At 52.6% G+C, this 12,553-nt stretch carries 15 protein-coding genes; 1 reads left to right on the top strand and 14 read right to left on the bottom strand.

The window, feature by feature from the left end; all coding sequences use genetic code 11:
- Nucleotides 1–337: 337 nt before the first annotated feature.
- A complete protein-coding gene (tyrS, locus tag PHE17_RS14020) occupies nt 338–1,540 on the bottom strand; it encodes a tyrosine--tRNA ligase (protein WP_301016510.1) in 1,203 nt (400 codons plus the stop codon).
- A gap of 318 nt (nt 1,541–1,858) precedes the next feature.
- Between tyrS and PHE17_RS14015 the strand changes: the two genes are divergently transcribed.
- Nucleotides 1,859–3,319, top strand: coding sequence for a M23 family metallopeptidase (locus PHE17_RS14015; protein WP_301016509.1), 1,461 nt, complete (start codon nt 1,859–1,861; stop codon nt 3,317–3,319).
- Nucleotides 3,320–3,365: 46 nt separating this feature from the next.
- On the opposite strand, the gene PHE17_RS14010 is transcribed toward PHE17_RS14015, so the two are convergent.
- The 13 genes from PHE17_RS14010 to cysE form a co-directional block, all read right to left on the bottom strand.
- Nucleotides 3,366–3,923 carry a porin family protein gene (locus tag PHE17_RS14010; RefSeq protein ID WP_301016508.1) on the bottom strand — a complete coding sequence of 186 codons (558 nt, stop codon included), beginning with the start codon at nt 3,921–3,923 and terminating at the stop codon, nt 3,366–3,368.
- Nucleotides 3,924–4,054: 131 nt separating this feature from the next.
- Nucleotides 4,055–4,249 carry a Fe-S cluster assembly protein IscX gene (gene iscX, locus PHE17_RS14005; RefSeq protein ID WP_301016507.1) on the bottom strand — a complete coding sequence of 65 codons (195 nt, stop codon included), beginning with the start codon at nt 4,247–4,249 and terminating at the stop codon, nt 4,055–4,057.
- A gap of 12 nt (nt 4,250–4,261) precedes the next feature.
- Nucleotides 4,262–4,600 (bottom strand): ISC system 2Fe-2S type ferredoxin, encoded by a 339-nt coding sequence (fdx, locus tag PHE17_RS14000; RefSeq protein WP_301016506.1) that lies wholly within the window; start codon nt 4,598–4,600, stop codon nt 4,262–4,264.
- Nucleotides 4,601–4,604: 4 nt separating this feature from the next.
- Entirely contained in the window at nt 4,605–6,467 is a 1,863-nt protein-coding gene (hscA, locus tag PHE17_RS13995) for a Fe-S protein assembly chaperone HscA (protein WP_301016505.1), read from the bottom strand.
- A 10-nt stretch (nt 6,468–6,477) separates the two neighbouring features.
- Nucleotides 6,478–7,020, bottom strand: a complete 543-nt coding sequence (hscB, locus tag PHE17_RS13990; RefSeq protein WP_301016504.1) for a Fe-S protein assembly co-chaperone HscB — start codon at nt 7,018–7,020, stop codon at nt 6,478–6,480.
- Nucleotides 7,017–7,337: an iron-sulfur cluster assembly protein IscA gene (gene iscA, locus PHE17_RS13985; RefSeq protein ID WP_301016503.1), complete on the bottom strand. Its 321-nt coding sequence runs from the start codon at nt 7,335–7,337 to the stop codon at nt 7,017–7,019. Before iscA ends, hscB begins: the two co-directional genes overlap by 4 nt.
- A 1-nt stretch (nt 7,338) precedes the next feature.
- A complete protein-coding gene (gene iscU, locus PHE17_RS13980; protein WP_301016502.1) occupies nt 7,339–7,725 on the bottom strand; it encodes a Fe-S cluster assembly scaffold IscU in 387 nt (128 codons plus the stop codon).
- A 22-nt stretch (nt 7,726–7,747) separates the two neighbouring features.
- Nucleotides 7,748–8,962 (bottom strand): IscS subfamily cysteine desulfurase, encoded by a 1,215-nt coding sequence (locus PHE17_RS13975; RefSeq protein WP_301016512.1) that lies wholly within the window; start codon nt 8,960–8,962, stop codon nt 7,748–7,750.
- Between the two features lie 32 nt (nt 8,963–8,994).
- The gene (locus PHE17_RS13970) at nt 8,995–9,465 is read right to left on the bottom strand and encodes a Fe-S cluster assembly transcription factor (RefSeq protein ID WP_301016501.1); all 471 of its coding nucleotides are present in this window, start codon (nt 9,463–9,465) and stop codon (nt 8,995–8,997) included.
- 70 nt (nt 9,466–9,535) lie between these two features.
- Nucleotides 9,536–10,456, bottom strand: coding sequence for a hypothetical protein (locus tag PHE17_RS13965; protein WP_301016500.1), 921 nt, complete (start codon nt 10,454–10,456; stop codon nt 9,536–9,538).
- Nucleotides 10,447–10,794 carry a hypothetical protein gene (locus tag PHE17_RS13960; protein WP_301016499.1) on the bottom strand — a complete coding sequence of 116 codons (348 nt, stop codon included), beginning with the start codon at nt 10,792–10,794 and terminating at the stop codon, nt 10,447–10,449. Before PHE17_RS13960 ends, PHE17_RS13965 begins: the two co-directional genes overlap by 10 nt.
- Nucleotides 10,791–11,378 carry a hypothetical protein gene (locus PHE17_RS13955; protein ID WP_301016498.1) on the bottom strand — a complete coding sequence of 196 codons (588 nt, stop codon included), beginning with the start codon at nt 11,376–11,378 and terminating at the stop codon, nt 10,791–10,793. Before PHE17_RS13955 ends, PHE17_RS13960 begins: the two co-directional genes overlap by 4 nt.
- 372 nt (nt 11,379–11,750) lie before the next feature.
- The gene (gene cysE, locus PHE17_RS13950; RefSeq protein WP_301016497.1) at nt 11,751–12,509 is read right to left on the bottom strand and encodes a serine O-acetyltransferase; all 759 of its coding nucleotides are present in this window, start codon (nt 12,507–12,509) and stop codon (nt 11,751–11,753) included.
- Nucleotides 12,510–12,553: the final 44 nt, after the last annotated feature.

Here is a 12,553-nt window from a genome sequence, read left to right as displayed (position 1 = left end):
TGAAATTGAAGAGCAATCCATCGAAATTACGTATTAACGTGAACTTCTTGGGTTGCTTGCTTCTGTGCCTATTGCACTTACCACAAGCCCCCACACAAGTTTTCTGGCTTCTCTTTTTAAACATCGCGCATCCGCTAGGGCTGCGAAAGAGGGCGAATCTTATAAGTTTTCAGTATCAGGTGTCAAGCACTTTTTCTAAAAACTTTTTCGACCCACCGGGAAGGGATTTCGCACTAAGTGCTTGATTTCCTTCCCGTTTCAGCGGCGTTTGCCCCTGAAGAAGTTGCGCATTATACAGACCACACCAACCCCGTCAACTACTTTTATGAAAGATTTCTTAACCGTTTAACGAGACCTTGGCGAACTTGCGCTTCCCGACTTGAAATACCGCAACACTTCCCTTTTTAATCAACAAACTACGGTCTTCGACCTTCTCGCCGTCGATTTTCACCGCACCCTGCTGAATCATGCGCATAGCGTCGGAAGTGCTGCCAACCAACCCTGATTCTTTCAACAAGGACGCAATTGGCATCCCATCACCGTCAGTTACCAGCGTTATTTCTGGCATTTCGTCAGGCATTGCCCCCTTTTGGAAGCGGGTAATGAAGTCTTCCCTTGCACCAACGGCAGCCGCACGGTTATGGAAACGCTCAATCAGCTCCTCTGCCAATAGGAACTTCAGGTCACGGGGATTAGCACCTTGTGTCACATCCTGTTTGAATTGCTTGATCTCAGTTAGCGGGCGGAAGCTGAGCAACTCAAAGTAACGCCACATCAACTCATCCGAAACGGACATGATCTTGCCGAACATATCGTTGGGCGCATCGGTAATACCAATATAGTTACCCAAGGACTTGGACATTTTGTTGACGCCATCCAAGCCTTCCAGCAATGGCATGGTCATGACAACCTGTTGCTCCTGCCCGTACTGGCGCTGTAGTTCACGCCCAACCAACAGGTTGAATTTCTGGTCTGTGCCGCCCAACTCCACGTCTGCCTTAAGCGCAACCGAGTCGTACCCTTGCACTAAAGGATAAAGGAACTCATGGATCGCAATCGCCTGCCCAGACTTATACCTTTTATTAAAGTCATCCCGTTCCAGCATCCGCGCAACTGTGTGCTTGGCTGCCAACTGGATCAGACCAGCACTGCCAAGCTGACTCATCCACGTTGAGTTGAAGACAATTTCGGTCTTTTCCCGGTCAAGAATCTTGAAAATCTGCTCTTGGTAGGTCAGGGCATTCTGTTGCACTTGCTCAGCCGTCAGCGGCGGACGGGTGGCTGATTTACCCGTCGGATCACCGATCATCCCGGTAAAGTCACCGATTAGGAATAAAATGTGGTGTCCAGCCTCCTGAAACTGCCGCATCTTGTTTATAAGTACTGTGTGACCCAGATGAAGATCGGGTGCAGTGGGATCGAAACCCGCCTTGATGCGTAGTGGACGGCCTTTCTTTAGCTTCGCTACAAACTCGGCTTCGACCAAAATTTCTTCTGCCCCACGCCCTAATTCGTTCATTGTGTCAACAATATGATCCATCTATTGTGCTCCGAGATTGACAGTACGCTGGATTTGCTCTAAAAAAGCGGCTTAGCTTAGCAGCTTGCTGATAACTAGGCTACGGTAAGTGAGTATGTCAGTGATTTTTCAGGCAATAAGCTGGAAGTTCTAGGTTGTGTGTACGGAAGTTCAGGACGTATTAAGTACAAGCTTATTAGCCTGACGCAGACTAGCTGTTTCTGTCTTATTTTTGAGCAGAAATATACAACTTAACTTCAAAATTATGGAGTGAAGATTTTGTTATCCTTCAAACGAAGGTCGCATCCAGAGAATCGCAAGAAAGACTGGAATACGGCCATGCAACGCTACAACTTTCCTGTTGGCGGCATAGAAATCAGAATTCCCAGTGATTACAAGCCAAAGCCCGCCGCTGTAGCAGCACCATCCAGCACCTTATCTAAGAAATCTTTCCGCTATATCGCGACCCGTTCCCTTTTCCTCGCTTGTGGCTTAGCTACGCTCGGCAACATTCCTGTGTATTCCATGATCAATACACCAGCGGAAAACCAAACCATAACACTAGAGCAGCCAGCCGATGCCGACTCCCCGGCACAAGTACTGAAAGACCTGAACTTGCCTGCGGTTGCTGTTGAGTCTTTTTCTGGGTTCTCGGTTGATATACTGCCAGATGCGGAACAGGGCAACTGGGCGATGCGCACCATCGCTGATGACGATACGCTCGCATCAGCCTTGAGCAAGCTAAAACTGGACAAAGCCGCCAAGCCACTCTTGGAAAACGCCAGTATCAAACAAGAACTGCAAGCACTGAAAACAGACTCCCATCTCTTGGCGCAGACGGTTGACGGTCATCTGCAACAGTTAATTTACGCCAAAGACAAAACCCACGCTTATATTGTCTCGTTAACCGATGATGGCTATGTCGGCAAGTGGGAAGATAACGTCTTTGAAATACGCGATTCCAGACTGGCATTCACCGTCAAGTATTCTGTGCAGCGTGATGGCAAGGAAGCGGGACTATCCAACTCCCTGATCCGTCAACTTGGGCAAGTGTTCCAGAAGGATGTCAGTTTCAAAAATGGGGTGAAAATCGGCGATAAAGTCGGGGTCATTTTTGAAGACTTCCACTATCAAGGCGAGACCATTTATACCGACAAAATCCTTGCCGCCGAATACACCACTGGCAGTACAACGTTCCAACGTGTCCGCTTCAGCTTGTCTGGCGGCAAGGCAGATTATTTCCAACCAAATGCTGACACCGAACTAAAACGCGCTGCATTTGACCGCGTGCCAGTGACTGGCGCTCGTATGAGCTCTGGATTTGGGATACGCATCCATCCGGTGTTTGGGTTCCGCAAGGCGCACACGGGGCAAGACTTTGCCGCACCACACGGCACGCCTATCCACGCGACCGCAGATGGCAGCATAAAATTTATGGGTCGGCAAAATGGTTACGGTAATGTGGTCGAATTACGCCACGTTAGCGGTGTGACTACCTTGTATGGGCATATGTCGGCTTTCAAACAAGGATTGGCATCTGGCGAAAGTGTCCATCGCGGCGATGTGATTGGTTACGTCGGCTCTACTGGCACTTCAACCGGCAACCACGTCCATTACGAATACCGCATCAACGGCTCACCGCAAAACCCCGCGACAGCGCAACTGCCCGAGACGGGAATCATGACTGCCGAAGAAGCACACAGCTTTAAGTCTTATGCAATGTCGATGGTGGAACAGCTTGCCGACTTGCGCAAACTGGCATCCCTCGACAAACCGCCCACTACACAGCCGGGCGGCTGACGGCTACCCCGCCCCGCCGTTTCCGGCGGGGTGGTCAACTCTTTCCTCAGAAATTGAATACAGCGCCGAGTGAAACCACGTCCGCGTTGGCTTTAGTTTTCACACCAGCATTGCTGGTCGCCACACCGAAACGGTCAACACCCAAACGCAGCCCAAACATGGGATTTACGTTGTATTGCATACCAATTCCGTAAGTTGGGGCTGTGCGGCTTGCGCCCGTGGCAGTGAAACCGCTAGTGGATGTTTTGGTATGTGCATAGCCGAGCTTGCCATAGACACCGAACTTGTCATTCATGGGCAACATCCCAACCGCAGAAACACCGAAGGCATCACCTTTAGCAGAACCGCCAGTATTATCCTTAACTCTACCTAGTGTGGTGTATTCGCCTTCTACTGCAAAGTTTTTGTTGTATTTATAACCCAACAAACCACCCCATGCAGTGCTGGACTTATCAGTCAGAGTATTGGGGGCTACTGCCGCAATACCGGGTTTACCATTACCAACGGTTAAACCAGCATACATGCCTTGGTCAGAACCACCACCTGCGAATGCCAAGGGGGATACCAATAACCCCAAGAACACCAAAGTTGTCATCTTTTTCATTGCCATATCCTCCATTCCTGTTGATAACTGCGTCGACCCTGACGCCATGAAAGGCAATTTATCAGCAGCTAACCACCTACCGTGACGGTTAGCCCTTAAGATGAGTATAGGGCATATTCCTATTTGCGGGGTTATTCCGCCTCTTCAATCCACGCCATCTGGATGGCTTCCAGAATTTTTTCATTGGACTTATCCGGCGCATCGCTGAAGTCATCCAACTCCATCACCCACGTGTGCAGATCGGTGAAGCGGATGTAACGCGGGTCAACATCCGGGTATTTTTCAAACAGCCCAATCGCAATATCCAGCGTATCTGTCCATTTCATCGCTAACGCTCCTTAATGGTGTTCGGACACCATATTGATGGTGTATTTGGGCAACTCAATGACCAAATCTTCCTTGCCCACGCACGCTTGGCAACTCAGGCGCGAATCTGGGTCTACACCCCACGCTTTGTCGAGTTGGTCTTCTTCCACATCGGTGGCGTCCGCTAATGAGTCCAAGCCTTCACGGATGTAAACGTGGCAAGTGGTGCAAGCGCACGACTTTTCGCAGGCATGTTCGATATTGATGCCGTGCTGCAATGCCGCATCGCAAATGCTAACGCCCGGTTCGACTTCAATAACCGCACCTTCCGGGCAGATGTCTTCGTGCGGTAAAAAGATCAGTTGTGGCATGGTGTTATCCCTTGAATTCGTCTACCCGGTGTCCTGCCATCGCGGCGCGGATACTGGCGTTCATGCGGTGCTCGACATACGCTTCGGCGGATTTTTCCAGCGCCTTGATGCCGTCTTCGATAGCTTGCGCATTGGTTTGCTGGCGCAACGCTGCCAATGTATCGCGGGCAGCAAGGATGCGGCTGCGTTCTTCCGCTGTCAGCAATTCGTCGCCGTCAACCTTGAGCGCTGCATCCAATGCTTCGATGGAACGGTCAGCTTCGACCTGCTGTTCACGCAGGCGGCGGGCTTGCATATCATCCCGCGCATATTGCATGGAATCGCGCAACATGGTTTCAATTTCGGTGTCGCTCAAACCGTAAGAGGGTTTTACTTCCACCCCAGAAGTAACTCCCGTGGTTTGTTCTTGCGCAGTCACATTCAGCAAGCCATCTGCATCCACTTGGAACGTCACGCGAATCCGTGCCGCTCCCGCCACCATCGGCGGAATACCACGCAGTGAAAAACGCGCCAGTGAACGGCAGGTTTCCACCGTATCACGCTCGCCTTGCAGCACGTGGATCGACATGGCAGTTTGCCCATCTTTAAAGGTGGTAAACTCCTGTGCGCGGGCAACCGGAATGGTGGTATTGCGCGGAATGATTTTTTCCACCAAACCACCCATCATTTCCAACCCTAAGGAAAGCGGGATCACGTCCAGCAACAGCATGTCGGAATCAGGCTTGTTGCCTGCCAATACGTCAGCTTGGATTGCCGCACCCAGCGCCACTACGCGGTCAGGGTCAATATTGACCAATGGCGGCTTGCCGAAGAATTCTGCCACCTGTTCACGCACTACCAACACACGGGTCGAACCACCGACCATCACCACATCCTTGATTTCATCTTTGGTCAGATTCGCATCACGCAAAGTACGGCGGCAAGCCATCAGGGTCTTTTTCACCAGCGGCGCAATCAGTTCGTTCATGTAAGCGCGGGTCAGTTCACCCTGCCATGCCCCCAAAGACACGACAGTGCTGTCTGCCGTGGTCAGCGCTTCTTTCGCAGTACGGGCAACCACCAACGCAGTACGCAACACTTTCTGGTCGGAACTGCCTTCCAACCCAGCCTGTTGCAGCAACCATTCGGCAATCGCGTGATCGAAATCATCGCCGCCCAGCGCAGAATCACCGCCAGTTGCCAACACTTCAAACACACCATGATGCAAACGCAGGATTGAAATATCGAACGTACCACCGCCCAAATCGTAAACCGCAATCACGCCTTCGGCTTGCTGGTCAAGGCCATACGCCACTGCTGCTGCGGTCGGTTCATTCAACAAACGGTAAACATTTAACCCTGCCAAAGTCGCTGCATCGCGGGTCGCTTGCCGCTGGGCATCATCGAAATACGCCGGAACGGTGATTACCACGCCGGTTAAATCGCCACCTAAAGTGTCTTCCGCCCGCTGTTTCAGGTTACGCAAAATCTCGGCGGAAACTTCCACTGCGGAGACCACACCACCTGCGGTTTGGATGCGCGGCACACTGGAATCACCCGTAACGAAGTGGTAAGGCAAATGCCCGCCGAGCTGCTTCACATCTTCCACCCCGCGCCCCATCAGGCGTTTGGCGGAAGCAATGGTATTCAACGGGTCTTCGGTAATCGCGGCTTGGGCAGCTTGCCCGACGATCGGGGCAACATCGGCTTGGTAGCGCACCACGGAAGGCAGCAAATGCTGGCCTTGCGCATCGCTAAAAGTATCGGCTTGCCCACTGCGCACGCTGGCTACCAAGGAATTGGTCGTGCCAAGGTCAATGCCTGCCGCCAGCCGGTGCTGGTGGGCAGTCGTGGACATGCCGGGTTCGGAAATTTGCAGTAATGCCATGGGGTTAATCCTAAAGGCTTTCTTCCAGACGCTCTTCGCGGTGGCGGATGTCTTCCAGCAGACGCTCATAAAAGCGCATTTTGAGCATTGCGTCTTTGGCTGCGGCGTGGTTTTGGACAGCCCATTGATCAGCAAACTCGGTTTCAAGGGCGCGGATTTCCAGCCGCACTTGGGTGCTCAGCGTATCCAGCACCTCAAACGGTTCATCAGCCGTTTCCGCTTCCTCAATCGCTTCGCGCAATTCCATCTGCTGCATTAAAAACTCAGGGTCGGAAGCAGTATCGCGGTCATCATTGACCACCACGCCCGCCAACAGCAGCAAGTAACGGGCACGCAAGCGCGGCTGGCGCAAGGTATCGTGAGCTTCATTCAGCAAGGATGTAACTTGCATCGCCAGCCGCCGCTCCTGATCGCTGCCACTGGCAAAACGGTCAGGATGGTACTGCGACTGCAATTCGCGGAAACGTTGCGCCAACACCGCACTATCGACCGCAAACTGCTGAGGCAAACCGAACAGCGCGAAGTAATCCTGCTTAAGTTGCGGCAAGTTCAAACCGTGAAACTCTCACCGCATCCGCAACGGGCTTTTTCATTCGGGTTGCTGAATTTGAAGCCTTCGTTCAAGCCTTCGCGGGCGTAATCCACTTCCGTGCCGTCCAAATAGACCAAGGCTTTGGGGTCAACGATGACTTTTACGCCGAGGCTTTCAAACACGGTATCTTCGGCCTGAAGCTCATCCACAAACTCCATGACGTAAGCCATGCCGGAACAGCCGTTGGTTTTCACCCCCAAGCGCAACCCTAAGCCTTTGCCACGGTTGGCAATGAACTTGTTGACGCGAGCGGCAGCAGATTCAGTCAAGGTAATCATCTTATTCGCCTGCCTGTTTCTTCTGGTAGTCTTCAATCGCGGAACGGATCGCGTCTTCCGCCAATACGGAACAGTGGATTTTCACCGGAGGCAAATCCAGCTCTGCCGCAATGTCGGTATTCTTGATCAGCTTGGCTTCTTCCAACGTTTTGCCTTTGACCCATTCGGTCAACAGGCTGGAGGAAGCAATCGCGGAACCACAACCGTAAGTCTTGAACTTGGCATCTTCGATAATGCCCTGCTCGTTGACCTTGATTTGCAGCTTCATTACGTCACCGCAAGCGGGAGCGCCGACCATGCCCGTCCCAATGTTCACATCAGCCTTGTTGAAACTGCCAACATTGCGCGGGTTTTCGTAGTGGTCAATGACCTTTTCACCGTATGCCATAATCTTATCCTCTCAACAAATCTTAATGCGAAACCCATTCCACTTTGCTCAAGTCGATGCCTTCCTTGAACATTTCCCACAGCGGGGAAAGCTCGCGTAATTTCTCGACCGCAGCGCGGATGCGCACAATCGCGTAATCCACTTCTTCCACCTTACTGAAACGCCCCATCGACAAGCGCAAGGAACTGTGTGCCAGTTCATCACTCCGTCCCAAGGCTCGCAGCACGTAGCTGGGTTCAAGGCTTGCGCTAGTACAAGCTGAACCGGAAGACATTGCCAGCCCTTTCAGCGACATCATCAGGCTTTCGCCCTCAACGTAGTTGAAGCTGATGTTCAGGATACCAGCAACGCGGTGATCCATATCACCATTGACATACACTTCCTCAATGTCTTTGAGTCCGTCATACAGGCAGTTGCGCAGCATCAGGATACGATCATTTTCCGCGTTCATTTCAGCTTTGGCAATGCGGAAAGCTTCGCCCATGCCCACGATTTGATGGGTAGGCAACGTACCGGAACGCATCCCGCGCTCGTGACCACCGCCGTGCATTTGCGCTTCGATACGCACACGCGGCTTGCGGCGCACGTACAACGCACCAATGCCTTTCGGCCCGTAAATTTTGTGCGCGGAAAAACTCATCATATCAACCTTGAGTGTTTCCGTGTCAATCGGCACTTTACCTGCACTCTGGGCGGCATCAACGTGGAAAATGGTTTTGTTGGCGCGACATAGCTCACCGATAGTGGCAATGTCTTGGATCACGCCGGTTTCATTGTTGACGTGCATGATCGAAACCACGGTGGTGTCTTCACGCAGCGCGGCTTTGAACTTATCCAAGTCGATCAAGCCATTGGGTTCCGGGTCGAGGTAGGTGACTTCAAACCCTTCGCGTTCCAATTGGCGGCAAGTATCCAACACTGCTTTGTGTTCGGTCTTGCAAGTAATAATATGTTTGCCACGGCGGATATTGAAATGCGCCGCACCTTTAATAGCAAGGTTATCGGATTCGGTAGCACCGCTTGTCCAAACGATTTCCTTGGCATCCGCATTGATCAGCGCCGCAACATTGGCACGCGCCTCTTCCACCGCATTTTCCGCATCCCAACCAAAGGAGTGGCTCTTGGAAGCCGGGTTGCCGAAGATGCCAGCCGGGGTCAAATATTGCATCATTTTCTCGGCAACACGCGGGTCAACCGGGGTGGTAGCTGCGTAATCGAAATAAATGGGCATTTTCAGTTCACTCATGGGAGGCTTGTCCTGCACTGGCATTAATGGGATTGGGAATGGGAGTGGAAGTCGATGCGCTTGTTGTCTTGCCGGGCGGACGTTTCCTGCACATCCAGCTTGGCAATCATGTCTGCCAGCGTAATTTCGGACAGGAACATGCGTATCTGGCTGCTCAGGTTAATCCACAGGTCATGGGTCAAGCAGCGTTTATTGTCTTGACAGTCACCCAAGCCACCGCAGCGGGTCGCGTCGATGTTTTCATCCACTGCACCAATGATGTCAGCAACAACAATATCAGCAGGTGTACCATTTAACTGATAACCGCCACCGGGGCCACGCATACTGACCACCAGCCCCGCTTTGCGCAATTTGGCAAAGAGTTGCTCCAGATAAGAAAGTGATATATCCTGCCGCTCAGAAATTTCCGCCAGTGACACTGGCTGATTCCCATTATGCAAGGCCAAATCCAGCATGGCCGTTACCGCATAGCGACCCTTGGTTGTCAGTTTCATGATAATGCTCTCCAATTCAAGCTGTAGGTATCCTAACAATACCTGATTAAATTAGTCAAGTATTATGGTTTTATGTATCCCTTTTGGCACTAAACAACAACAGGATAAGCGGAAACTCCAACCACGCATGGACGCCCGACGCCACCGCATACAGCTTGCGGGCAGCCGTAAAATCAACTGCGAAATACGCCGTCAATGCCAGTGACAGCACTAGCGCCCCAATCTGCCATTGGCTAACCGTTACCGGCGGCAAAGTCGTGGGTAATAAACGCAAGACACTGTAATAATGCAGGCATTGAGCCAAAATCAAACCCGATAATACCGCCCCAAACCCTTGCTGAAGGTGTTGTTGCAACCATGTGGCTTCGCTCGGCATCCACAAACCGCTGGATGTAGCACTTACACCAACCAGTAACAACAACGCGACCACCAATAACGGCAGGCTAAACAACAGCGTGAGTACCCGACCAGACGCTAAGTTACCAAACATTTGCTCACGGGGGACAAGAAATAGCGGGGTAAAATTATGTGCGATTGCTAACAATACCAGCACTCCCACAAGATTTCCGGCATTCACCGCCAGCAGCAAACCAAGCCCCAGTAAGACTGCCACCCCAGCCATGAACCACGCACGGGTTCCCCCCTGCCAATAAGCCAGTGCCGCTGCCGCAAAAATCAGTAGCGCCAAAGTCAGCAGGTCAACCACCATCGTTGCTTCACCTTGCACCCAACCCATCCATGCGCCGAAACGGGTACATGCTTGCACCAGCAAAATCGCCAACCACACCAGCCACCAACGCGAGGGGATGCGCTGGCGGTAGGTTTGGCGAATCCAGTTCAATTCCCACAGCACATGGGGCAAACCGAACACCACCAACGCCACCAGATACAAGGGCAAAGGCGCAAGCATCGCCAGTGCGGCAAGGCCAATGCCCACCACGAGTAATTCCAACGTTGATAGTTCCGGGAAACGGGGTAGTGTTAATGCCATAACAACACTCCAAGCAGAGAGGAAGCCGCATTCGCCACCACCGACAAGCCGACAGACCAAGCCCAACTGGTATGCAGGATGCGGCGGAAAACCAGTGCTTCCACGAAGCAAACGGCGGCTTCGATAGCGACGAACCAACGGAAATAATGGGGAGTGGCAAACAAGGTTGATGCCCACCATGACAATTTCCACGCAAACGGGTGGGTCAGGCAGGAAGCCAATAAACCCGCCGCAAGACCGCGCTGCCAGCGAATTCCCCGCCAGTAAGCCAAGAGTATGACCAGCGGGGCTTCAGCCGCCAGCGTCAGCCCCAATGCGGCAGCTTGCGACAGGCTCACAAACCTTGGGTAAACAATTTCCGCACGCTACTGACGGGAGTGTAAACCCGCTCGGGTGCTTTTTTCGCTGGTTCACAACTCAACACCGTGCGGCGGTTAGGACGAAAACGGTAGCCTTGCGAATCTTCATTGCTCTGGCAAATGCCTGCGTAGGATTCAACTTTGCCATTGTGCTTCAGCTCAACCGTGCAGCTTGCGCCTTCCTTACTTTTGGCGCAGAAACGGTCTGTGACTTGTGGGAATGGCGGGTCTACACTGAATTTATCCGGTATCTGGCGGTCAATTTCCACGCTTTCGGTGCGTTGGCAGCCTAGGGAAATTTTCAGACCCGTGAGGCTACGTTGGCATGTACCGGAACCACCCCCTTCAAATACATTACCCGGTAAAGCACAGGCAGCATCAATGGCTTTGTCGGTGCAATACTGGTCGGTTTGGTCAAAGATGGTGGGATTGTCTTGGAAACGTTTTTCGGCCTCCGCCACTTCCGGGATCACAAGGTCAGCCCACGCAACCCCAGCGACTAGGGCAAACGTGAAACCCAGTGTGGGCAAAGCAAGATGGCGTAATTTTGTGCGTGTGTGCATGATGGTTCCCCCGATGAATTAAATGTTGCCTCTTGCGTCTTATAGCCCATCAGCGCGTGATTGTCATGCAAGAGGCGATGCGCGTGCTGAGCCTTATGCGCTAAACTACTACTCAAGCAACAAGTCACATAACAAGCGAGAAAGCACGATGAAACGGCAAATAATGTTACTGCTAGTAGGAATGGTCGGTTTGGCGAGCTGTACGATTGGGCCACCAAAACCGACGCCGATCCTGTGTCCGCACCAGACCAGCCCGGCAAAGTGCCCGCAGTTTATGCCCCTCTCCCCCAACTTTTGTCAGGGCGGTAAGGTACGGCTGAAAAAGGATGCCTGTGGGTGCATACGCCCGTCGTGTGACAAGGGATCGAAAAACTAAGCGCTTGTGTCTTCCCCACCAAACCCTTCGGCTTTCAATGCAGGAAGGGGCTTAGCCTGCACATGACCGCCGAGGCGTTGTACTTCTGAACAGAGTTCGTCGATACGCTCATCCAGCAAGTGGATATGGTCAAGCATCCGGTTAACTGCGTTGGCTACCGGGTCAGGCATATCTTGGGTTGCGCCGTAAGCATCGAACCCCATTTTGCGGGCGATTTCTTCGCGGCGTTTTTCGCTGTGCTTGCGGGAGGTGACTTCACGCCCCGGAACACCCACCATCGTTACGCCTTCGGGCACGTCTTTCATCACTACCGCGTTGGAGCCAACCCGTGCGCCATTGCCGAGGGTAATCGGGCCGAGGATTTTTGCGCCTGCGCCGATAACCACGTCATTGCCGAGCGTGGGGTGGCGTTTGCCTTTCTGCCAAGTGGTTCCGCCCAAGGTAACGCCGTGGTAGAGGGTGCAATCGTCGCCGATCTCCGCCGTTTCCCCGATCACGACACCCATGCCGTGGTCGATGAAGAAACGATGCCCGATCTTTGCACCGGGGTGGATTTCGATCCCCGTGAACAGCCGCGCAACGTTGGACAGCAATCGCGCCAGCCATTTGAAATCCCGCACCCACAGCCAATGCGTCAGGCGGTGGAACAGTACAGCGTGGACGCCGGGGTAGGTGGTCAGTATCTCGAATACATTGCGGGCGGCGGGATCGCGGTCAAAAATGCAGTGAATGTCTTCACGGATTCGGCTAAACATGCAGCTCCTCTTTGCAGTCACTCCAAACAGGACGGCAAGTATCG

It is taken from the genome of Thiothrix sp., from assembly GCF_028714775.1.
Lineage (GTDB): Bacteria > Pseudomonadota > Gammaproteobacteria > Thiotrichales > Thiotrichaceae > Thiothrix.
This window is presented reverse-complemented; position numbering and strand designations above follow the sequence as displayed.